General features: G+C 37.9%; 24 protein-coding genes and 5 tRNA genes. 6 read left to right on the top strand and 23 right to left on the bottom strand.

Annotated elements, in window-relative coordinates:
* Positions 1-28: 28 nt before the first annotated feature.
* The 10 genes from rplK to CVS89_RS03845 form a co-directional block, all read right to left on the bottom strand.
* Positions 29-454: a 50S ribosomal protein L11 gene (gene rplK / locus CVS89_RS03890; RefSeq protein WP_002941145.1), complete on the bottom strand. Its 426-nt coding sequence runs from the start codon at positions 452-454 to the stop codon at positions 29-31.
* Between the two features lie 10 nt (positions 455-464).
* A complete protein-coding gene (gene nusG / locus CVS89_RS03885) occupies positions 465-998 on the bottom strand; it encodes a transcription termination/antitermination protein NusG (protein ID WP_180385147.1) in 534 nt (177 codons plus the stop codon).
* A gap of 11 nt (positions 999-1009) precedes the next feature.
* On the bottom strand, positions 1010-1189 hold the full coding sequence (gene secE, locus CVS89_RS03880) for a preprotein translocase subunit SecE (RefSeq protein ID WP_002941070.1): 180 nt from the start codon (positions 1187-1189) through the stop codon (positions 1010-1012).
* Between the two features lie 17 nt (positions 1190-1206).
* Positions 1207-1282: transfer RNA gene (locus CVS89_RS03875), tRNA-Trp, on the bottom strand.
* A 19-nt stretch (positions 1283-1301) separates the two neighbouring features.
* On the bottom strand, positions 1302-1460 hold the full coding sequence (gene rpmG / locus CVS89_RS03870; protein ID WP_002941157.1) for a 50S ribosomal protein L33: 159 nt from the start codon (positions 1458-1460) through the stop codon (positions 1302-1304).
* A 56-nt stretch (positions 1461-1516) separates the two neighbouring features.
* On the bottom strand, positions 1517-2716 hold the full coding sequence (gene tuf / locus CVS89_RS03865; RefSeq protein ID WP_002941132.1) for an elongation factor Tu: 1200 nt from the start codon (positions 2714-2716) through the stop codon (positions 1517-1519).
* Between the two features lie 73 nt (positions 2717-2789).
* Positions 2790-2864: transfer RNA gene (locus CVS89_RS03860), tRNA-Thr, on the bottom strand.
* Positions 2865-2988: 124 nt separating this feature from the next.
* Positions 2989-3065 (bottom strand) — tRNA-Gly (locus CVS89_RS03855).
* 6 nt (positions 3066-3071) lie between these two features.
* Positions 3072-3156 (bottom strand) — tRNA-Tyr (locus tag CVS89_RS03850).
* A gap of 52 nt (positions 3157-3208) precedes the next feature.
* Positions 3209-3284, bottom strand: a tRNA-Thr gene (locus tag CVS89_RS03845).
* A gap of 256 nt (positions 3285-3540) precedes the next feature.
* On the opposite strand from CVS89_RS03845, the gene CVS89_RS03840 reads away from it, so the two are divergent.
* On the top strand, positions 3541-3789 hold the full coding sequence (locus tag CVS89_RS03840) for a hypothetical protein (protein ID WP_002941090.1): 249 nt from the start codon (positions 3541-3543) through the stop codon (positions 3787-3789).
* On the opposite strand, the gene CVS89_RS03835 is transcribed toward CVS89_RS03840, so the two are convergent.
* The 12 genes from CVS89_RS03835 to hemB form a co-directional block, all read right to left on the bottom strand.
* Positions 3786-4280, bottom strand: coding sequence for a transglutaminase-like cysteine peptidase (locus tag CVS89_RS03835; protein WP_223227820.1), 495 nt, complete (start codon positions 4278-4280; stop codon positions 3786-3788). The two genes, CVS89_RS03840 and CVS89_RS03835, sit on opposite strands and share 4 nt — an antisense overlap.
* A gap of 124 nt (positions 4281-4404) precedes the next feature.
* Positions 4405-5040: a response regulator transcription factor gene (locus CVS89_RS03830; RefSeq protein WP_103614743.1), complete on the bottom strand. Its 636-nt coding sequence runs from the start codon at positions 5038-5040 to the stop codon at positions 4405-4407.
* 17 nt (positions 5041-5057) lie between these two features.
* On the bottom strand, positions 5058-5555 hold the full coding sequence (locus CVS89_RS03825; RefSeq protein WP_107847749.1) for a DUF5416 family protein: 498 nt from the start codon (positions 5553-5555) through the stop codon (positions 5058-5060).
* Positions 5555-7021: an HlyD family type I secretion periplasmic adaptor subunit gene (locus CVS89_RS03820; RefSeq protein ID WP_021085491.1), complete on the bottom strand. Its 1467-nt coding sequence runs from the start codon at positions 7019-7021 to the stop codon at positions 5555-5557. Before CVS89_RS03820 ends, CVS89_RS03825 begins: the two co-directional genes overlap by 1 nt.
* A gap of 2 nt (positions 7022-7023) precedes the next feature.
* Positions 7024-9162 (bottom strand): type I secretion system permease/ATPase, encoded by a 2139-nt coding sequence (locus CVS89_RS03815; protein WP_002941147.1) that lies wholly within the window; start codon positions 9160-9162, stop codon positions 7024-7026.
* A gap of 3 nt (positions 9163-9165) precedes the next feature.
* The gene (locus tag CVS89_RS03810) at positions 9166-11115 is read right to left on the bottom strand and encodes a bifunctional diguanylate cyclase/phosphodiesterase (RefSeq protein ID WP_012001498.1); all 1950 of its coding nucleotides are present in this window, start codon (positions 11113-11115) and stop codon (positions 9166-9168) included.
* The gene (locus CVS89_RS03805) at positions 11112-11771 is read right to left on the bottom strand and encodes a transglutaminase-like cysteine peptidase (protein WP_012001497.1); all 660 of its coding nucleotides are present in this window, start codon (positions 11769-11771) and stop codon (positions 11112-11114) included. Before CVS89_RS03805 ends, CVS89_RS03810 begins: the two co-directional genes overlap by 4 nt.
* A gap of 20 nt (positions 11772-11791) precedes the next feature.
* Entirely contained in the window at positions 11792-13471 is a 1680-nt protein-coding gene (locus CVS89_RS03800) for a TolC family outer membrane protein (RefSeq protein WP_107847748.1), read from the bottom strand.
* Positions 13472-13582: 111 nt separating this feature from the next.
* Positions 13583-14944: an oxygen-independent coproporphyrinogen III oxidase gene (gene hemN, locus CVS89_RS03795; protein WP_107847747.1), complete on the bottom strand. Its 1362-nt coding sequence runs from the start codon at positions 14942-14944 to the stop codon at positions 13583-13585.
* Complete coding sequence (locus tag CVS89_RS03790) at positions 14937-15422, bottom strand: DUF2603 domain-containing protein (RefSeq protein ID WP_012001494.1); 486 nt, start codon at positions 15420-15422, stop codon at positions 14937-14939. Before CVS89_RS03790 ends, hemN begins: the two co-directional genes overlap by 8 nt.
* Positions 15419-16336: an ornithine carbamoyltransferase gene (gene argF, locus CVS89_RS03785; protein WP_107847746.1), complete on the bottom strand. Its 918-nt coding sequence runs from the start codon at positions 16334-16336 to the stop codon at positions 15419-15421. Before argF ends, CVS89_RS03790 begins: the two co-directional genes overlap by 4 nt.
* A gap of 1 nt (position 16337) precedes the next feature.
* Positions 16338-17309: a porphobilinogen synthase gene (gene hemB / locus CVS89_RS03780; RefSeq protein WP_107847745.1), complete on the bottom strand. Its 972-nt coding sequence runs from the start codon at positions 17307-17309 to the stop codon at positions 16338-16340.
* A 68-nt stretch (positions 17310-17377) separates the two neighbouring features.
* Between hemB and ribA the strand changes: the two genes are divergently transcribed.
* Genes ribA through htpX form a run of 5 tightly spaced genes read left to right on the top strand, consistent with a single transcriptional unit; the run spans position 17378 to position 19935 of the window.
* A complete protein-coding gene (gene ribA, locus CVS89_RS03775) occupies positions 17378-17941 on the top strand; it encodes a GTP cyclohydrolase II (RefSeq protein ID WP_012001491.1) in 564 nt (187 codons plus the stop codon).
* Positions 17941-18507, top strand: coding sequence for a 16S rRNA (guanine(527)-N(7))-methyltransferase RsmG (gene rsmG, locus CVS89_RS03770; RefSeq protein WP_107847744.1), 567 nt, complete (start codon positions 17941-17943; stop codon positions 18505-18507). Before ribA ends, rsmG begins: the two co-directional genes overlap by 1 nt.
* Complete coding sequence (locus CVS89_RS03765; RefSeq protein WP_009294554.1) at positions 18504-18698, top strand: hypothetical protein; 195 nt, start codon at positions 18504-18506, stop codon at positions 18696-18698. The genes rsmG and CVS89_RS03765 overlap by 4 nt, the downstream gene beginning before the upstream one ends.
* On the top strand, positions 18695-19060 hold the full coding sequence (locus CVS89_RS03760) for a hypothetical protein (protein ID WP_107847743.1): 366 nt from the start codon (positions 18695-18697) through the stop codon (positions 19058-19060). The genes CVS89_RS03765 and CVS89_RS03760 overlap by 4 nt, the downstream gene beginning before the upstream one ends.
* A gap of 8 nt (positions 19061-19068) precedes the next feature.
* A complete protein-coding gene (gene htpX / locus CVS89_RS03755) occupies positions 19069-19935 on the top strand; it encodes a zinc metalloprotease HtpX (protein ID WP_107847742.1) in 867 nt (288 codons plus the stop codon).
* Between the two features lie 40 nt (positions 19936-19975).
* Here the strand turns inward: htpX and CVS89_RS03750 are convergent, their stop codons facing one another.
* Positions 19976-22879: an autotransporter domain-containing protein gene (locus CVS89_RS03750; RefSeq protein ID WP_107847741.1), complete on the bottom strand. Its 2904-nt coding sequence runs from the start codon at positions 22877-22879 to the stop codon at positions 19976-19978.
* Positions 22880-22988 lie beyond the last annotated feature (109 nt).

The following is a 22988-nucleotide window of genomic DNA, read 5'->3' as shown; positions in this document are numbered from 1 at the left end:
TTTGAAAATCAACCTGACGGTAAAGGTTTTAGTCTACTACTTCGACACCCATTGAACGAGCTGAACCAGCAATAATCTTAGCTGCTTGCTCTTTATCATTTGTATTTAAATCAACAAGTTTTTTCTCAACAATTTCTAAAACTTGAGCTTTTGTCAATTTACCTACCTTATTTTTTAAAGGATTATCTGTTCCTTTTGTTATACCTGCAGCCTTTTTAATAAGGTCCGTAGCAGGTGGTTGCTTTGTGATAAATGTAAAACTTTTATCAGCATAAACAGTAATAACAACTGGGATATTAAATCCAACCATATCTTTTGTTTTTTCATTAAAGGCTTTACAAAATTCCATAATATTAACGCCCTTTTGTCCTAATGCTGGACCAACTGGCGGGCTAGGATTTGCTTTTGTTGCGGCAATTTGTAATTTTATTTCACCTATAACTTTTTTAGCCATTTCTTGCTCCTTAAATTATCTTCTCAACTTGTGAATACAAAATATCAACAGGGGTACTTCTACCAAAAATAGAAACATTGAGTCTAAGCTTACCATGTATCATATCGTATTCTTCAACGATACCTGTAAAGTTAGCAAAAGGACCTTCTGTTATGCGAACGCTTTCACCATCCTCAAAAAATATTTTAGGTTTTGGTGCCGCTCTTTTTTGAACTTTCTCCAAGATAGTATTTATATCTTTTTCAGTCAACGGTGTAGGCTTTTTAGCCTCACCGATAAAACGTCCAACCTTTGGCAAAGACTGAATCTTATGCCAAAGAGCTGTATCAAGATCTAAACATGCAAAAGCATATCCAGGGTAAAGAGTTCTTTCATTAATTTTTTGCTTACCGTTTTTTATCTCTATTACGTCTTCTGTAGGAACGATAACTTCTTTTAGTTGATCTTCGATACCATGATCTCTAACTAAATTTTCAATTCCTCTTTTTACTGCCATTTCGCTACCAGCGTAAGTTTGTATAGCATACCATTTATGTGACATTATTTTTCCTTATCCTATATAACTTTAGAAAGAACAAAGGACATAATAACATCAACAAGAGCTAAAAAAAGTGAAACAACAGCGACCACGATAAAAACTGCAATAAAAGCATTTCTAATTTGTTCTTTAGTAGGAAAGATAACTTTCATTATTTCCAATTTAGATAGCTTTATATAATTTATAAATTTTTCCATAATCTTAACCTTAATTGTGGCAGGGCAAGAGGGATTCGAACCCCCAACCATTGGATTTGGAATCCAGCGCTCTACCGTTGGAGCTATTGCCCTAATAGCTACTTATTCTTAATTAGCTTTTTAACTTAACTTCTTTATGAACAGTATGTTTTTTTAATCTTGGGCAATATTTTTTGAGCTCAACCTTATCTGTAGTGGTTTTACTGTTTTTTGTAGTAGTATAATTGATATCACCACACTCAGAGCATTTTAAACCGATTTTAATTCTCATATATATATTCCTTATAGAAAGCCAAAGGGTTTTCCCCTTTGGCATAATTTTATAAATTAACCAAGTATTTTTGAAACAACACCTGAACCAACAGTTCTACCACCTTCACGGATAGCAAAACGAGTACCCTCTTCAAGTGCAACTGGAGCGATAAGCTCAACAGAAATTCTTACGTTATCACCTGGCATAACCATCTCTGTGCCTTCTGGTAATGTAATAGAACCAGTAACGTCAGTTGTTCTTACATAGAATTGTGGTCTATAGTTGTTAAAGAAAGGAGTATGGCGACCGCCCTCTTCTTTAGTTAGGATATAAACCTCACCCTCAAATTTTGTGTGAGGAGTAATTGATTTAGGTTTGCAAAGAACCATACCACGTTCAACGTCTTCTTTTTTAGTACCACGAAGAAGAACACCAACGTTATCGCCAGCTTCACCTTGATCCATCTCTTTTCTAAACATCTCAACACCAGTAACTGTTGTTGTTTGCGTAGGTTTGATACCAACGATTTCTATTGTGTCACCAACTTTAACAACACCTTTCTCAATTCTACCTGTTACAACTGTACCACGACCTGAAATTGAGAAAACATCTTCGATTGGCATAAGAAGATCTTTGTCCGTAGCACGAACTGGAGTTGGGATATAGCTATCAACCGCATCCATTAGTTCCATAATTTTTGCTGACCATTCACCATCTTGTCCAGCTTTTGCCTCTTCAAGAGCTTTAAGTGCTGAACCAGAAACTATTGGAGTATCATCACCTGGGAAGTTGTACTCGTTAAGTAGTTCGCGAATTTCCATTTCAACTAGTTCAAGTAACTCAGCGTCATCAACCATATCTGCTTTGTTCATGAAAACAACGATATAAGGAACACCAACTTGGCGAGATAGCAAGATGTGCTCTCTTGTTTGTGGCATTGGGCCGTCTGCTGCAGAAACAACTAGAATAGCGCCGTCCATTTGGGCAGCACCAGTAATCATGTTTTTTACATAGTCGGCGTGGCCTGGGCAGTCAACGTGAGCATAGTGACGTTTTTCTGTCTCATACTCAATGTGTGAAGTAGCAATTGTAATACCACGCTCTTTCTCTTCTGGAGCATTATCAATATTATCATAATCTTTTAGCTCAGCAAGACCTTTGCGTGAAAGAACAGCAGATATTGCAGCTGTTAAAGTAGTTTTACCATGGTCAACGTGACCGATAGTGCCTATGTTTACGTGTGGCTTGTTGCGTGAAAATTTTTCTTTAGCCATCTTTTCCTCCGTTATGATATGTGTCTTTATCTAAATTCAAATTCGTATAGTAATATAAAATCATATAAACCAGTGGAGCTCATAGCGGGACTTGAACCCGCGACCTCTTCCTTACCAAGGAAGTGCTCTACCTCTGAGCCATATGAGCGAAAAACGCTTGGCTGAGATGATTTTAATCAACATACAAACAACTAAAAATTCATGAAAATAAAGATGGAATAACTGTGTTTAGTAAAATCTAGATACAGCTCCCAGTTTACTTTCCCAAATTTTGGAGCGGGAAACGGGGCTCGAACCCGCGACCCTCAGCTTGGAAGGCTGATGCTCTAGCCAACTGAGCTACTCCCGCATAACATGGTGGTGAGACGTGGATTCGAACCACGGAAGACATAGTCAGCAGATTTACAGTCTGCCCTCGTTGGCCGCTTGAGTATCTCACCTTAAACATTAATAAGTTATTTTGGTATTTTCTGGTCAAACACTGTTACAAAATGGAGCTGGTGAACGGACTTGAACCGCCGACCCACTGCTTACAAGGCAGTAGCTCTACCAACTGAGCTACACCAGCACCTGTTTTGTGAAGTGGCAATTATAGCCCAAAATAAAATAAAAGTCAAGGAGATTTTGAAAAATATTTTATCTAATTTTTTGTAATCAAAAATCTATAGAATTTATAAAAAATTTCAAAAACACCCGCTAGACTGAGCCATTTTTAACAAAAATAAAAAATAAATTTTACATATACAAAATTTCATATTTTCATAGTTTTATTTTTTTTAAAAGCTAAAATTTCTATAATTACGAAAAATTACAAAGGATTTAATATGCAATTTTTACCTTGGGCGGTAATTTTACTGCTAATTTACGTGATCTATTTCTTAATGATCCGCTATGAAAAAAAGATAGCAACGCTAAGCAAAATGATCGAGCAAAACAGTGATGGTATTAAAGAAAATAGAGACCTTATAGGTCAAAACAGATCACTAATCGAGAAAAATAAACACAACATTGAGAAAAATACTAAAGATATTACAACAAATGTTGAAAAAATAGACATCGACTTGGAAGATTAATTCTTCCAAAATTTCTCTTCTTTTTCCTTTTTTATCAAATTTTCGTAAGTTTGCATTCTTATATTCACTGGCTCTAAATTTATACCATCTTTTTTTATCTTAAAATATTTCCCATCCATCAAGCAATACTCTGGCACCAAGTCATAGCGCTTCGAAAGTGGCAAAACTCTAAAGCTTAGATTATCTAGTATCAAAGGCTCTTTGTGTAAATTTTCCCAAACAGCTAGCACCATATGATATTTTTTTGTATTTTTTTCTTGAACAACCAGAAGGCATTTTTGATTATCCACGCCAAGATCTTTTAGGCTATCGCGCTTTGATATCGCGTACTCTTCGCAGTCTCCGCCACCTCGCCTTAAAAACTCACCCCTAGTGCTCCACACATCGACATTTGTATTGTAAAAATCATCATATCTTGGCATCAAAGAATTTAGGTATGAATTTATGAGCTCCAGCTTTCTTATAAAGCTTTCGTGTTCTATTTTTTTCATAAAATTTGCATAGTGGTTTAGGATATTTTTACAAATTTGATTTTTACATTGAGATATATTTTTTGGAGAAATTTCAAAATTATTTGCAAAAAGAGAAGAAACAAAAAAGAAAAGAAGCAAAATTTTACACATGCAGCTGCTTCATTAAAAGCACAAGACCTATTCTATCTTTCACATTTAGCTTGCTGTAAATCGACGTAGTGTGCGCCTTTACCGTCCTTAAAGTAATGCCTGTTTGCTCTGAAATTTCATTGTTTGTTAGACCTTGGTAGATTAAGTTTGCGATCTCTTTTTCGCGTGAGCTAAGCTCGCTTAGATCAGACTTTTTCTCTAAAGTTTCACTTTCATTATTTATATATGAGCCAGTTAGTTCTCCGATCATCGCTTGGATAAATTCTGGATAAAGCCAAACTTTGCCATTTAAAATCGTCTCAAAGGCATCTTCAAAGTGTGTCTTTCTCATGTGTGAGTTTGCATATCCTTTGACACCAAGAGCCAGCAGATGTTTGCCTTCACTAAATTTTGGTTCGTTTGCAAGGATTAGACATTTTATATTTGGAAAACTTTCATGAATGGTTTTTATATTTTCATCAAGGCTATCTTTAAAAGCATTTGTATCGATACCGACGATATCGACCTCGTCGTTTAAATTTGCAAAAAAATCCTTTTTATTATGAGTAAATTTCACATCGTCATCTGAAAAATACCCTCGCCAAAGATTATTAAGCGAACCATTTTGAGTAAAAAAAACCACATTCATAACCATATTTCCTTATGTCACATATAGGTTTGCTCGTAAATTTTTGACTCATTTACGAAAACGATCAAGTAGCGTTCCTTGCCACTATTTGCCTCAAATTTATAACTAAAAGTGGATAAGAATTTCTCAACCACTTCTTTGTCTTCTTTTAAAAAGATACTCATCTCAAAACAACCATTTGATATGGCGTATCTATATGGCACGCTAAGAGATAGTAAATTTAGATCAAAGTCCAAGCTGTCGCTGTTTTCATCGTAGCCGCTAATTGATATCTTGATGCTGCTTACTAGCTCATCCTCTATCTTTAGCCCAGCTAAGCTGATGTGCTCTTCTTTTTTTAAATTTATCATCTCATCAAAGCTTTTTTCACAGTCTTTAAAGAGAAATTTAACGACCTCTCTTCCGATTAGATCGCATATTTTGCCATCATTTAAAATGACAAATTCCTCAGCCAGCTTTGCTCTTGAAATTTGATATTCGCTAAAATTTCGCTCAAAGCTAGCTGATTTTTGCATTATCGCTCCGTTAAAGCGTTTTGTTTTGCTTTTAAGATAGGTTTTAGCAGATAGTCAAGTATTGTCTTTTTACCGGTGATGATATCGGCTGAAACTATCATACCAACCTTGATCCTAAGTGGCTTCTCTTCGCTGCCAAGATAGTTTTTCTCAGTTTCTATCCTGACTAGATAGTAGCTCTCGCCTGTTTTTTCATTTGTCTCAGTATCGGCACTGATCTGCGTTACTTTGCCTTTTAAGCCGCCATAAATACTAAAATCATACGCCGTAAATTTAACCATCGTATCAAGTCCAGGTCTTAAGAATGCAACGTCAGCTGGCTTGACCTTTACCTCAGCGATGAGCTTATCTTCTAGTGGGACGATCTCAGCTATGTTTTCACCAGGCTTGATAACGCCAGAGACTGTATGCACCATCATCTTACTAACGATACCATTTACCGGAGATCTTACATAGGTTCTTTCAACCCTGTCGCTTAGGCTGATTTGCGACTCGTTTATCCTTGCGATCTCAGCAGAGACTTCGTTCAGCTCTTTTTTTGCATTATTTTTAAATGCCAGCTTTGCCTCTTCTATCTTATTTTTTGCCTCTTTTATGGTTGATTCGACCCTTGGTACAGCAAGCACAGATGCGTCAAGCTCGCCCTTTAGGTCATTTACACGTCTTTGAAGCTGGATATACTCGACCTCACTAACAAGGCCTTTTTTAAAGATAGGCTCCATGATAGCTTTTTCTTTTAAAACAAGGTTGTAGCTATTTTGAGTTTGAGAAATTTTATTTCTAAGCTCATTTAGCTCACTTTGGCGTTGATGGATCTGCTCTGTTAGAATTCCTATTTGCTCATTTAGGTGATCGATGTTTGAGTTATGCAAGCTTATCTCGTATCTTACAGCCTTGCTATTGTTCGCATCTCTTGTTTCGTTGTAGTCAAATTCTTTATCATTTGCTTCAGCATCAAGCCTCATAAATTTAGCCTGAAGCTCATCAAGTCTTAGCTTTGACTCGCCGTAGCTACTTGTAAAGTTTTTATTATCAAGCCTGATTAAAATTTGATCTTTTTTAACCTCATCGCCCTCTTTTACAAAAATTTGATCTACGATACCACCCTCAAGGTTTTGTATCGCTTGGTTTTTGCCTGATGGGATGATCTTGCCACTACCTCTTGTTATCTCATCTATCTGCGCCCACGAAGCCCAAAGAAGTAGCCAAAATACAGTTATGCTAACTGCATAAAGTATCTTTTTTGAGGTTGATGGAGCTTTTGCCAAAACTGCTTCTGAGAGGCTTGACATAAATTTCAAGTCATAAGCATCGTAGTTTTTTGCTTGGATGTTTGACTTGATGCCATCTACGCTATTTAAAATTTGATCTCCAGCGCTCTCTTGATCTTTTATGTCGCTTTTTTGAACTGGCTTTTCGTCTGGCTTTAAATTTTCATTTTGTTGATTTTTTATATCTTCTTGCATAATCACTTCCCACTAAGTCTAGCTAAAACTTCGTCTCTTGGACCATCTAGTAAAATTTTGCCGTTATCCATCACTATGAGCCTATCAACAAGATCGAGCATCGATGTTCTGTGAGTTACTAAAATCATAGTTTTATTTACGGTATTTACCTTTAAATTTGCTTTTAGCTTGCTCTCAACTGTGTTGTCTAGTGAATTTGTAGGCTCATCAAGCAAGATGATAGGACTATCAAGCAAAAATGCCCTTGCCACAGCTATACTTTGGCGCTGACCACCACTTATGCCATCGCCTCTTTCAAATACTGGCATGTCAAATCCAAGCGGGTGAGCATTTACATACTCGTCCACGCCGCTCACTTTTGCAGCCTTGATGATCTGCATATCATCAACGTATGGAGCTTTTTGCACGATATTTTCTCTAACTGTTCCTTTAAATAGCACAACATCTTGTGGTACGTAGCCGATATTTCTTCTAAGGTCAGCTGGGTCGATCTGGTTGATATCTATACCATCGATTAGCACTGAGCCTTCAGTCGGTGCATAAAGGCCTAGGATTATCTTTTGCAGTGTTGTCTTACCAGAGCCATTTCTACCGATGATGCCTACTTTCTCACCTGGCTGAATGACAAAATTTATCCTATCAAGTGAGCCTTTTGTAGTATCTGGATATGTAAAGCTAACGTTTTTAAACTCTATCTTGCCCTCAAAAGAATTTCTTCTAACAAATTTCTTGCCCTCAGGCCTTTCAACTGGCATCTGCATGATCTTACTAAGGCTTTGATAAGCTGTCTTTGTCTGCTCGAAATTTGCAGCTAGTGAGGCTACTTGACCCATAGGGGCGATCGCACGAGAACTAAGCATAACAGCAGCGATCAAACCACCCATAGTAAGGTGCGTATCTTGTATCATATAAACGCCAAGAACGATGATAGCGATAGTGTTTAACTGCACCAAAAATGAAGTCACGGTTGTGATCGAAGTAGTGATTATTTTTGATTTGATACTTCTGTTTGCTATCTCGCCAGTCGCCTCCTCCCAGTTCCACTGCACGTGTCCGCTAGCACCAAGAGTTTTAATGGTCTCTAAGCTGCTAAGGCTCTCTATCAAAATTCCATTTTTCATAGCTGAAGCCTCAAATGTGCTTTTGATCGCGTTTTGAAGTGGGTCTTTTATAAAAAATGTGTAGCACAAAATAGCTATCATGATAACGATAGGCACAAGCACAAGGTAGCTTCCTATAAAGTAGGTAACTATCAAGAAGATTAACGCAAATGGTAGATCAACAATGGCAGCAAGTGACGCAGATGAGAAGAAATTTCTAACTGTGTCAAATTCTTTTAAGTTGCTAGCAAATGAACCAACCGACTTTGGCTTATTGCTAAATTTCATATCCATGACGCGCTCAAACAAGATCGAGCTCATAATGATATCGCTCTTCTTGCCTGCGATCTCAAGAAAATACGAACGAACAAATTTTAAAAATAGATCGATGCCATAAACGACGCTCACGCCAAGCGCTAGAACCCAAAGTGTCTCAACTGCGTTATTTGGCACAACGCGGTCATAGACGTTCATAGTAAAGAGTGGGCTTGCAAGGACAAATAAGTTTATGATAAAACTTGCTATCACGACGTCAAAGTAAATTTTCTTAGAGCGCTTTAAAGTGCCCCAAAACCAGTGATCATTACCAGCGTCGATAAGCTTTGTCGAGCTTGTATCTTCTGGGACAAATTCACGTTTTAGGTAGTAAGCATAGCCTAGATACTCATCTTTTAGCTTGCTTGTTTCTATCGTGCTAGTACCAGTTGAAAGATCGGGCGTGATGATGTTTGCCATCTTTTTGTCTTCGCTGAAAGATTGCAAGATGCAAGCTTTTTTGCCTCTAAGCATCAAGATACAAGGCAAAACTAAAGGCGAAATTTGATCAAGGTCTTTTCTGACAAGCGTTGATGCAAAGCCAGCACGTGAAGCTGCACGAGAAAATAAAGACTTCGAGCTCTTTAGTGAAAAAAGCTCGATCTCTTCGCCATCTTTTACAGGCAGACCGATAGTCAAAGCATCGGCACTATATGGGTTGTTATGAAGTTTGGTAAAGATCACCAAACATTGAAGCAGTTCGTCTTTTATCTTATCGCTATGCATCTATCATCCAATATTTTTGATTTCATCTATGTAAATTCCTTGCATATTTTTAATGCCAAGCTCAATTAGCTTACTCTTTTGCTCTTCACTCTCAACACCAATCGCAATCAAAATGATATCTTTTGAGCTTAAAACAACATCTAGTGATTGTTTTGTGTTTGCTCCTGATTTATCACTTAAAAAGTCGATTAAGACGCTTGACTGGATCTTTACGTAGTCTGGATTAAATTCTTTTAGCTTCTCAATGCCTTTTGCATTAAGATCAAAGTGATCAAATCCAAAACCAAAGCCGAGTTCTTTTAATTTTTTAGTAAGTCTAACTATACTTTCGATACTAATATCGTCTTTGTTTGGAATTTCTATATAGTTTTTAGATTTTGAAATTTGAGCGATTTTCTTAAGAGTAGCTTCAAGTTTTGAGAAATTTTCATCCGAGCTTAGTATCTCTTTACCCAAATTTATCGCTAAGCTTCCTTGAGGTAAGATATTTTCAGGCAAAATTCTAGCGATCCTATTTAGGATATGAAGATCGAGCATCGCACCTAAATTTAGCTCATTTACCATTGGCATAAAGTATGATGCCATACGCCATTTGCCCTCGCTATCAACGAGCCTTAGATAAAGTTCATACTGCTCAAAGTTTGAGTCAAAACCAACTACTTTTTGAGCTGCAAATTTAAATTTATCCTCTTTTATAGAGTCAAAAATAAGCTCTTTGTATTTCTCTTTGCCGATGACTAAGGTGTTTTGATTTGCATTAAATTCTTTGCAAGTAAAGCAGCCGGCTAGTCTTGCGCTAGCCAAAGTAACGTCAGCTGATGTAAGTAGTGTCCTCATGTCAGTGCTTGGCGAGTACTCGACAATAGCAGCATTGACTGGGCATTCGCTATCATTTATAGAGAAATTTGCATAGAGTTTTTTAAACTCAGCCATGATCTTATCGTCTAAAGCTGAGAAATTTGATGAGTTTTTACCGTAAGAAAGCAAGATAAAATCGTTGTCATTTAGCCTTGCAACGATCGCATTTTGGTCATTTTCGGTTGATTTTTCTTGTAAAATTTGGGCTATTTTTATGATGACACTTTGCCATTTTTCAAAGCCAAGAACGCCTTTTAGCCCTGCTAGATCTTTAAAGCTAACAAGCGAAGCAACACCGCTTGAATACTCTTCACTTGCTAAATACTCGCTAAATTTAGTTTGGAAAAATCTTCTATTGTAAGTACCGCTCATAGAGTCTTTATATAAAAGCTCTTGATACTTGCTAAGCGTAGCCGCCTCTCTTTCAAATATGTCTTGAACCTTGCTAACCATCGAGTTCATGGCGAGCACCATCTTTTTAAGGTCTGTTGTGAATGGAATTCTCTTTTGGATGATAAATTTATTATCAAGTATCGCTTCAGCTTGATCCTGCACCTTAACAAGTGGTCTAAATATCGCCTTAAGAGCAAAAAACGCCACGACAAGAGCGATGATGATCATTAAAGCTAGAAAGTTAAAAATATTTTTTGAGTTTGAGTAAAGCTCGTTGTAAGCAAGTGCTGTGCTACCTTGAACATAGAGTGTGCCAAATTTAGCCCAGCCAGTCATGATCTCGCTAGTTGCAACAGGTGCTTCAAATTTAGCGATCTTATAAAACCACTCAGGGATATCTTTAACGATAGTTTGTTGAGAATTTTCTATGAGCACCTTACCATCGACATCTTCAAGTTTAATGAGCTTGTATCTGCCGCTATCAAACATAGAATTTATCATCGTTTGTGCCAGAGACATATCCTCAGGATCAACTATCGGCTTTAAAGCAAGTCCAAGTGAGTTTGCTGTGTGCCTTGCGTTTTCACCGAGCTGGTCGTTGATGTATCCATTTAGGCTCTTAAAATTTAAGTAGCCAACAGCCATAAAAATCACGATGCCAAAAGCTATCACAGCGATCATAATCTGTTTAAATAGCGTCATAAATCCTCTTTTCCTATCCTATCTATTAGTTCCATCCACTTAGGATTTTGTTTTTTATTTCCACCTGGTATTGCCTGACCAAGACCTTCTTGTTTTGCCAAGTATAGCGAATCACCGTTGAAACTATAAACTGGCACAAGGTCTGTTCTTTGAGTTGCGATTTTTATTTTACCATTTATGTTGTCTAAAATTAATGGAATAGACTTTGGTGTATCATAATATGCCAAAACCATATGTGCTTGGTTGTATCTTAAGGCTTTAACGTATGTGAAGTATAATTTTTGAGTTGGAATTCCAAGTTGCTTTAGGGTGAAATACTTTGCGATAACGTAGTCTTCGCAGTCACCAGCGCCTTTTCCTACAAATTCCATTCTGGTAGCCCAGTAATCTTTTTTATGCCAAAGTTGCATATCATCAACCCACCTAAAAGAGTTAAAAAAATCATTTACTTTTATTAATTTCTCTTGTTCGGTTGCATCTTGCAATGAAGTCATTAAAGAATTTAATGCCGATGCCCTTCTTCTTGCATCTTCTCCATAAATTTTAGCCACCTTTGCTATCGTTGTTTGTTTTATAAAATCCCCGACAGCATTTAATGCTAATAACGAAAAAAGGACGCTTAAAGTAAGCGTCCAGAATTTTGCTTTGACCCTCATGGTCATCACTTTTTAAATTTTTATCTTAAGTCGTTTTGAATACTGCAAGCGCCTTGAATATATCTCTTAGCAAAGCCTGGCTCAAAACTATCTGAAACCATACCCATGTTATCTAGCAATCTATATTTTGCATAAGATAGTGCAGTCTCAGTTGTAGCGATCTCTTTTAAAGCTGTGTTGTACTCATTTTCTGCATCAAGTAGGTTGATAAGGTCACGGCGACCGATTCTAAACTCATCTTGGTAAGCATCAAGTGTAGCTTTTGCATACTCAACGTGTTGATTTAGATATCCCATTTTCTCTTGGTTAAGAACATAGTTTTGCCATGAGAATTCTAAAGACTCTTTAAGCTCTCTTACAAGGTTGTCCATAGTTTGTTGCTCTTGTTGAACAGCAAGTTGGCTCTTCTCTTTATTTAGCTTATCATTGCCTTTGTTGTAAAGGTTATAGTTTAGTCTTAAAAGAGCGTCAAATGTTTGCTCTTCATAATCATCATATAAAACATTTGAGTGATCATAAGCACCTGACACAACAAGATCTAGTTTTGGCAAAAATGGCGCATTTGACTCTTTTACAACAGACTCTGCCATAGCAATGTTTGATCTTTGAACTAGAAGTGTTGGGTTACAAAGAACAGCTTTGTCATAAACAGCCTCTTTAGTGCTTGGTAATGGCAGGTTAAATTCAGGCATTACTAGGTTTTTAGCAGCAACTTTTCTTCCATATAGTTTTTCAAATGTAGAAAGTGCGTCTTCATAGTTATTTTTTGCAGCTATATAGTTTGATTGAGCCAAAGTATAACGTGATCCAGCTTGTCTCTCTTCAGAAGCTACGCCGTAACCTGATCTTGCTCTATCTTTGATTTGGCTATAAATTTCTTCATGGCTTTTTACGTTTTCTTCTTCAATGTCAAGAATTCTCTTTGTTTGAAGAACTTGTAGGTAAGCATTTGCAGCGCTTAGTGTTAGTCTATCTGCAGCTTGAGCTACTGTGTAAGCAGCTGAGTCAAGTCTTGCACTTTGAGAGTTGATTCTGTTTTTATCAGCACCACCATTATAGAGGTTTTCAACTAAAGTTAAAGATGCGCCAGATACTCTGCCATCACCTCTTCTTGTTGTAAGACCATCATCAAGACGTTTTCTCTCATATCCTACTCTAGCAGCTGCATCAAGTGTTGGATAGTAAGCATTTTTAGCTATTTTTAGGTCTTTGCCTACTTGTAAGTAGTTAAATTCTGTAGCTTTTAAGCTTGGGTTTTCATTTAAAATAGTTTTTACAACTTGATCCAAAGTCAATACGCTATCATCAGCTTGTGCTGTAGCTACTGCTTTAGGCTCTGCTGATATAGTTTGCTCTATATTAGATTTTTTAGCTGACTGAGCATTTGTTACAGGTGACTTAGCTCTCATTAAAGCATCTTTATAACCTGACTCATTTTGAACTTTTGCAAGTAACTCATTAGCTTCATTTTCAGAAACTGGAGCTGTATCAACATATAAAAACTTTCTTCCACCAACTTCATAAACGCCAGTAGTTAGTCTGCTATCTGATATTTTGCTGTTTACTTTACTAACAGCACTATCGATTCTAGCAGCGCTATCATCTTGAGCGAATGAAGCTAGAAAAATCCTATAAGGGACATCTTGAGCAGACAACAGTGTTGCTGCAGCCAAAGCACTAATTGCTAACATCTTTTTCATAACTAGATCCTTTTACCTTTTATTGCCAAACTTTTGCTTGACTTTTGGTGCGAATTATACACCAAGAAATATTAAACGTATTTTAAATATCTTATGACAAAAAAATAATTTTTATATTGTCTTAGAAAATCGCCTTAAATTTTCAGGAATTTTCTTAAGATACTCATCAAAACACATTGCAATATTTCGTATTATCAGCGTTCCTGTCTCATTTACACTGATTTTATCTGTCGTAACATCGACAAATTCACTTAAATTCTTTAGCTCTTCAAGCTCATTTTTGAAATGTTCAAAGAAATTTATATGAAATTCATCCTCGACTGCCTTGATATTAAGCCCAAAATTACTCATCAAACTCATGATCACACTTTTTCTAAGCAAGTCTTCATCACTTAGATAAATTCCCTTTGCGTATGGCAACTTTCCACTATCGATCGCTTTTTCATACTCATCCATATCTTTATGATTTTGCGCATAGTGTCTTTTGCACTCACCGATACTTGTAATGCCTATACCGATAAGATCAGCGCCACCTTTTGTCGTATAGCCTTGGAAATTTCTATGCAAAGTGCCATTTGCCAAAGCGCCAAAAAGCTCATCATTTGGCTTTGCAAAGTGATCCATTCCTATCATTTTGTAGCCATTTTTAGTTAAAAACTCAGCTGTAAATTTTAAAATTTCAAGCTTCACTTCTGGATTTGGCAGGGTTGTCTCATCAAATTTACGCATCGACTTTTTTATCCAAGGCACATGAGCGTAATTAAATACTGCAAGCCTATCTGGATCAAGTGTAAGAGCAAGCTCAAGCGTCTTTTTAAAGCTCTCCAGACTTTGATATGGCAGGCCGTAGATCAGGTCCATATTTATTGATTTTATGCCCTTTTCTCTGGCCATTTTTACGGCATTTTGAGTGATCTCGTAGGGCTGAATTCTATGAATTTCTTTTTGCACTTTCTCATCGAAGTCTTGCACGCCGTAGCTTATACGGTTAAAGCCGTGAGATATGAGCACATCAAGCTGCTCATTTGTCAAAAATCTCGGGTCTATCTCGCAGCTTATCTCAGCCTCTTTTGAGAAATTTTTAAATTTAGCCTTGATAAGTTTAATGATCTCATCAAGTTGCTCGGCATTATAAAATGTCGGTGTACCGCCACCAAAGTGCATCTGCAAGACCTCGGTGCTTGTATCTAGGTGGCGAGCTAAAATTTCAAGCTCTTTTTCTATATATCTTATATATCTCTCTTTGCGGTCCTCTTTGCTCGTGTAGATGACGTTACAGCCACAAAAATAGCAAGCACTCCTGCAAAATGGCAAGTGCAAATAAAGCGAAAGCGGCCTTTTTTTATCGCGGTTTTCAAGCTCTTTTATATAAGCCTCGTAGCTAAATTTATCGCTAAACTCCGGTGCTGTCGGATAGCTCGTATATCTTGGCCCTGGCCTTGAATACTTCACATACGCACTAAAATCAATCATCTGCCCTGCTCCTTGCCATTTGGATCATCTCTTTTATATCTACAAATAAATTTGGATGCTCTTTTTTGATATTTTTTACCAGCTTATCAAGGTCGATGTTAAACTGCCTGCTCTTTTTATCGTGAGCGATCTTTTTGATCTCATCCATCGCAACCACCCAAACATCGCTAAAATCAACTGGGATATTTTGCCAGATCGTCTTTTCAAGCCTTAGGTCAAAATTCTCTTTTTGCGACTCTTTTAAGGCCTCTATCAAAGCTGAGAGCGATTGTACAGAAATGACCGTGTGTAAATTTTGATTTTCATCAATGCCAAACCACGGCTCTTTCGAGTCCCAAGAGCCACTTTTTAAATTTAAAATGTGCTCGTTTGGATTTTTCGTTGAAACTATCTCAAAGACCGTTTTTTCAGGCTCGCTTAGCCCAAGGTTATTACCGATCTCATCTATCTCATCATATATATTTTTCTCTTCACTCATCTTCTTCTCTCATCCAGCCAGACCATCACGCCCTTTTGTGCATGAAGTCTATTTTCTGCCTCGCTAAAAATTTCATCCGCGTGCCTCTCAAAGACCGCCTCGCTTACCTCGTAGCCTCTGTAAGCTGGCAAGCAGTGCAAAAATATCGCATCTTTTTTAGCTAAACTCATCAAATTTTCATCCACGCAGTATCCAGCAAAGTCTTTTAGCCTCTTTTCTTTCTCGGCCTCTTGCCCCATCGATACCCAAGTGTCCGTAGTCACTACATCGGCACCATTTACCGCTTCTTTTATATCATTTGTGATAAAAATTTTCGCACCTGAAATTTTTGCGTTTTCATTAGCTATTTTTAAAATTTCAGCATCCACCTCATAGCCTTTTGGCGTGGCGACCCTTAGCTCAAGGCCAAGCTTGCTAGCTAACATGAGCCACGAGTGAGTCATGTTGTTGCCATCTCCTACGTACGCGACCTTCTCGCCTGCGCTAAATTCAAGCATGGTTAGATAGTCCGCCATGAGCTGCACTGGGTGAAATTTATCGCTTAAGCCGTTTATCACTGGTACGCTTGAAAATTTAGCAAATTCTTCTAGCGTCTCGTGCTTATCGACCCTTAGCATAGCCATATCACACATCCTGCTTATCACTCTAGCAGTGTCACGTATAGGCTCACCACGTCCTATTTGTATATCATTTTTGCTTAAAAATAGCGCATATCCGCCAAGCTCATGCATGCCCACATCAAAGCTCACTCTAGTTCTAGTTGAGCTTTTTTCAAATATCATCGCAAGCTTTTGATCTTTTAGATAAGGCTTAAAATCTCTAGCCTTCGCCTCTTTTTTGATCTTGCGGGCTAAATTTATCATCTGCTCGATTTCATCTTTGCTAAAGTCATTTAGCGTCAAAAAGTGCCTCATCTTAGCCCCTTAAAATTTTAGCTGCTTCTTTTGCATGATAGGTGATGATCAAATTTGCCCCTGCTCTTTTAAAGCCGATTAATGTCTCCATCATGACGCGCTCGTAGTCGATGATGCCAGCTTTTGCGCCAGCTTTTAGCAGTGCGTACTCGCCGCTTACGTTATAGACGCAAAGCGGCAGAAGTGTTAAATTTCTTAGCTCTCTAACGACGTCAAGATAAGCAAGCGCTGGCTTTACCATCAAGATATCAGCGCCTTGCGCCTCGTCTTGCAAGCTCTCATTTATAGCCTCCAAGCGGTTTGCGCTGTCCATTTGATAGCTCTTTCTATCGCCAAAGCTTGGTGCGCTTTGCGCCACGTCACGAAATGGTCCGTAGTAGGCTGAGGCAAATTTAGTCGAGTACGCCATCACTGGTAAATTTTCAAAGCCATTGTTATCAAGCGCCTCTCTTAGTGTTGCGATGATGCCATCCATCATGCCGCTTGGTGCGATCATGTCGGCGCCATTTTGAGCGTGCACTAAGGCTTGTTTGGCTGAAATTTCAAGCGTTGCATCGTTGTCGATGGTGTTATGCACGTGGTCGATTATGCCGCAGTGGCCGTGGTCTGTGTATTCGCAAAAGCAAAGATCGGTGACGACTACTAAATTTGGGAATTTATCTTTTATGGCACGAAGCGCAGTTGCGATGATGCCGTCGTTGCTTAGTGCGTCGCTGCCAACGCTATCTTTTAGGCTTGGTATGCCAAATAAAATGATCGATTTTATGCCTAAATTTACTATCTCTTCGCACTCTTTTAAAATTTCATCGATACTCATTTGATAGACGCCTGGCATCGAAGCGATCTCGTTTTTAACGCCTTTGCCCTCGACTACAAAGAGCGGATAGATGAAGTCATTTACGCTAAGGCTAGTCTCTCTTACCATGTCTCTTAAAGCTGGATTTATTCTTAATCTTCTAAAACGTTTAAACATATTTTTGCCTTTTCTTTGTTAAAATGCGTGATTTTTAGCTAGTTTAGCACAGTTGGAGTAAATTTAAAATGAAAATAGAAATTTCAAACGCCGCAAATCTACCCTCAAGATTTGGCACTTATAAGGTTCAAGCCTTTAAAGAAGGGGCAAAAGAGCACCTCGTGATCTACAAAGAGCCTCTAAGCGAAGTCGTAAATCTTAGAATTCACTCCGAATGCCTAACTGGCGATGCGATCGGGAGCCTAAAGTGCGACTGCCGCGACCAGCTAGAAGCGAGCCTAAAATATATCGAAGAAAATGGCGGTATGGTCATCTACCTGCGTCAAGAGGGTAGAAATATCGGGCTTTTAAACAAGATAAACGCTTATAGCCTCCAAGATAAGGGCTTTGACACGATAGAAGCCAATCACCAGCTAGGTTTTAAGGCTGATGAGAGGACATACGAAGTGGTTGATTTTATCCTAAATCACTACGGCATAAAAGAGGTAAATTTACTCACAAACAACCCTTTAAAACTTCACGGACTAAGCTCAGTAAAGATCGTAAAACGCGTGCCTATCGTCATCAAACCAAACAAATTTAACGAAGGCTACTTAAAGGTCAAAAAAGAGCAAATGGGGCACATCTTGTGATGAAAAATGAGCTTTGCTTGCCGGCAGAATTTGACGAAAAAGTAAAGGCTTACGCTCAAATTTTTGCTAAATTTAACAAGGTTCATAGCTTAAGCAATTATAAAGACATAAGCGAGCAGGTGCTTGATAGCATAAAGCCGCTTGAGATTTTTGACCTAAGTGCCAAAACGGCGATCGATGTGGGCAGTGGGGCTGGCTTTCCAGCTATATTTTTAGCCCTTGCGATGCCTCAAACCAAGTGGCACCTTTTTGAGCCGATAGCCAAAAAGTCATCATTTCTAAGCTACGCTAAGATCGAGCTTGACTTGCAAAATTTAGAAGTTCATAGCCAAAAGATCGAGCTTGCAGATAAATTTACAGCTGATCTCATCACCTCAAGGGCGCTTAGCAAGACAAAAGAGCTTATAAAAATTTGTGAGGGATTTTATGATGAAAATACTAAATTTCTCATCTACAAGGGCTCAAGCGTCATGGAGGAAATTTCAGGCATCGACGCGCAAATTTATAATGATAAAAACAGAAATTACATATATTTTAATTTCAAAAACCAAGGGGATATACGTTGAAATACTTGCTTTTTGTAGCGATTTTGGTTGCTATTTACATCATATTTTTTAAAAATAGAAAAAAAAGCGACAAGATAAGCACCAGCAACTTCGAGGAGTGCAGCAAATGCGGTGTCTTTAGCGACATCGACCAAATGGTGCTAAGGGACGGAAAATACATCTGTAAAGAATGCATAAAGGGTGAGAGATGAAAATTTTGGGTGACGAGCTGATCAAATTTGAACCGCTATTTCTTTGCAAAAGCGAAGATGAAATTTCAAACGGCAGGCAAAATCTCTTTAAATTTGATAGAAATTTTATAAAAAGAGCGTTAGAGGCTGGAGCAAGCTTTAGCATCATCGCAAATGACATCAACGAAGCTATCATCGCAAATGCCGCTGGAGCAAAATTTATTATTGCCGATATTACGCTAGCAAAAGATCTGGCAAAAGTTGCGCAAAACTACCTATTTGACGCGCTTATCGCTGTTTTGATCCAGAGTGAAACAAGCCTTTGCGAGCTTGCGAAATTTGAGATCGACGCGGCGATCCTGCCAAATGCTATAAAAGAATAAGGACAAAAATGGAAATTTTCAAAACCGCTTTTTTAATGGTTGCTTTAATGCTAGTTTTTATCGCTGTTGGCGGCTACGTGGGTGGCGAGCAAGGCATGATGATCGCCTTTTTGATGGCAGCTGGCATGAACCTATTTTCTTATTTTTTCAGCGACAAGCTCGTGCTAAAAAGATATAACGCCATCCCAGTCGATGAGAGCAACGCTCACGGCCTTTACGAGATCGTCTCTCGCCTCACACAAAAGGCGAATTTGCCGATGCCAAAAATTTACATCATCCCAGAAGAGGTACCAAATGCCTTTGCCACAGGCCGCAACCCAAGTCACGCAGCCGTTGCAGTAACCGAGGGGCTTTTAAAAATTTTAAATGAAAACGAGATCGAGGGCGTGCTAGCTCACGAGCTAAGTCACGTAAGGCACTACGACATCCTAACTGGCTCAGTCGCTGCCATACTAGCTGGGGCTATCGCGATGGTCGCAAATTTTGCCAAGATAGGCACCGTAGCCGGGCAAAATCAAAACTCGCAGCGAAACGCCAACCCAGTAATTATGCTAATCATCGCCGTTGTGATGCCTCTAGCTGCTACGATCATCCAAATGGCGATCTCAAGGGAGCGCGAGTACAAGGCAGACAAAGGCGCAGCCTATCTAACAGGGCACCCAGAGTGGCTAGCCAGCGCACTAAGAAAGCTTGAAAACTACTCAAATTCTTACGTCATGCAAAACGCAAGCGAGCAAAGCGCGCATATGTTTATCGTAAATCCATTTGGTTCGCTAACTAGTAAGCTTGGTGTGCTTTTTAGAACACATCCTAGCACTAGCGATAGGATCGCTGAACTTCAAAGACTAGAGCGCGAGATCAAAAGAGATATGTAGAGTTTTAAATTCTTAGCAAATAGTGCTAAGAATTTATTATTTAAAATTTATATGAAAGCCCAAAAGCACCATTATACAGCTGAGTTTTTGAACCAGCCTTTGCTCCAAAATTTATATTTATATTAAGAGCATTAGTTAGTCTAAACTCAGCACCCGTTTTTAGCGTAAAATATGTATATCTTCTTTTATCTATATCAAAGGTAACATCTCTTGAATCAGCAAAATTTATAAGACCATCGTCAGCACTTTTGTTTATCTCGCTCTGAATACCAGGAGTAATATAAAAATAATCACCCTCATTAGTATAAACTCTAAATTCTGTTGCAGCTTTAACACTAAGTGTCCTAACATTTGTTCTTGCAAAATTTATATCCACAGCTCCACCAGTAGTAAAACTATCATTTTTAAGATTTGTACATTCTATCCCAAGCATTGGCTTTATAAACTTAGCATCTTCAAGGTCAAACACATAACCATAATCAACTGAAATATCAAAGAATTTGTTGCCATATTTTCCATCATTGCCGCCTATTAAGCTTGAGCTTGTAGCAAGTGTATTTCTTGTAAATCCGTAAAGAAATTTTGCGTTTAGCTCTTTTTGGTCAAGGTATCTCCTAGCATATACCCCAAAACCATAGCTATTAGCATCATTTTTCATATTATCTTCGTTGGATTTTGATCTTGCCATCAATAAAAAGCTACCAACAATCGCATTATCAAATGCTTTATCATAACCGAGTGTAAAGCCGTAAGTATCAGTGTTTGCACTATCTTTTGATTTAACCTTACCCCCAAAGGTACTACCCCATAAATTATGGTCGTATTTATAGCTATTTGCATGCTCTTTTACCAATGAGCTTAACGTTTCATCGCTGTTATCCACAAATTTCTCTCCGTTCATATTTTTAATCGCATAAGCAAGGGCTAAATTTTCATTATATGGGTTTGAAAGTTTTGCGAGACGAGTATTTGTGGCTAGGTCGGCATTAAATAATAAAATTTCAGCAATATCTCCTCTATTTAAATACTTTATTGTATGTTCAAGTGTTGAGTGAAGATCTTTTGCTCCACCAGCTATCTCACCACTATCTTCATTTATAAAGATATTAGCCACTTTATCATTACTATCTAATATATCAGATAGAGCTATTAGTACGTCGCTCTCACCACTTCCAAAACTATTTGATCTTGCGATGGATTTAGCTCTAACATTTGAAGTTTGCTTCACTCTATCCCTTTGATCAGCGATAGCCTTTATAGCATTTTTTATAATAGTATCTTGTGCTACCACCACAACAGCACTTGCATTTACTGCACTAAGTGCTGTTTGAGCGTCATTTGCCTTTGATGTAGAAGTAGTTATAAGCGCATTAAGATCAGCTATACTAAGATTTTCTACGTCTCCTATACTTAACTTTTTGCCTGCATGCTCTACTGGCACGCCAGCTTCAATTGCCTTTTTTATAGCATCTCTTTTAGCATCACTGCCAGCGTATGCTGCTGTGGATAAGGCATTTTTTGCATTAGTTATATCTGAAAACTGCTTTACGATAGCCTCCGCGCTAGCACCTAAAAGAACCACCTTATCCTTATCTGGACCTATTTGAAAAGAATCTATACTGGTAGCAAATATCTGGTCAGCCACTTTTTTAGCTACTTTAGCATTAGCTATTGCTTCGGCCTCACTACCTGTTTTATGCGGATCGATACTATCTTTATATGCTTTTAACTCGTCCTTAGCGATCTTTTTGGTATCATTTGCTATCTTTTTTTCAAAATTTACTAATGTCTCTTTTGCGCTTTCTAATGCCGCTTTAGCAGGTAGAACATCGCTAGCCTCTAGGGTTGTTACTGCCGATACTTCACTCTTGGCATCAGCTGCGGCACTTCTTGTAGTAGTGATCACACCGTCTAGATCACTATCAGCAAGTTTTGTACTATCTTTGACGTCATCTTGCGTCAATCTTTTGCCGTCTTTAACAACTGGAATTCCAGCTTTTATGGCATCTAGCAATGCTTCTCTTTTATCAGAGGATGTTGTAAGAATACTATCTACTCTAGCCTTAGCTGCATCTATTTTTGCTTCTTGTGCTTTTATGCCTTCAAGATCTTTTTTCTCTAAAATTACTTTTGATCTATCTATCTCAGATATCTTTTGATCCACTTTTTTATTTACTCTATCAAGAGCATCTTCTTTCTCTGAAATATCTTTTCTCAGAGTATCATCAAGTGCGTCAAAATTTTTTACAACACCTTCGCTGTATTTTGGATCAGTAGTTGTTATGCCAAGATTTGCAAGAGCTAAAGCTTTCTCTTTTATGGCTGGATCAAGTGTATTCTTTATATTATCGCTTAGGGCTTTTTCGCGCTCATTTACAAGCTCAGCATGCTTTTTATCAAAACCTTTTAAAAATTGCCACCAAACTTTTATATTTTTATCGTGAAATATAAAAGCCATATCACTAGGTGTAATAAACATTGGATAGAAAGGATTGATATACATATCACCAGTATATACCTGAGAACCACCATTGCTTTTTATGCTCACCATAATATCTCCAGTTGGAAGTACAGATAGTATAGAGACTTGATCATCTGCTTTTATAACAATAGGGCTACCAGTTGGCTTTAGCACATATAATGCATTACCTATCTCTTGTGAAGCATCATACATCTTTTTATAAATTTTAGCCTTTTGAGGGTCTGGATTTGTAGCATAACCATCCCACTCTTTTAGCTCTTTAACGCTTAGCAAAAATTTCATCTGCTCTACTGCGCTATTTAGAGCATTTTCTTTTTTTCTTTGTATCTTTTTATTAAGCGCTATTGCATCTTCTTTTGCTCTTAATGCATCTTCATAATCGCTTAACGGCGTAGCAAACAGATCACTAACAATAAAACAACTGCCAAGAAGTAAGGCACAAGCGATATTTGAGACTTTCATCTTAGTCCTTCTTTTAAAAACGATCTTGTAGCGTTAAATTATAAATCTTCTTTGGCTATTGGATGCTTAAAAATATCTTATACATTAGAATGGATTGTTTTATTTGGAA

The organism is Campylobacter concisus, from assembly GCF_003048615.2.
Lineage (GTDB): Bacteria > Campylobacterota > Campylobacteria > Campylobacterales > Campylobacteraceae > Campylobacter_A > Campylobacter_A concisus_C.
The sequence above is the reverse complement of the archived record's forward strand: the minus strand, read 5'-3'. Positions and strand labels throughout refer to the sequence as shown.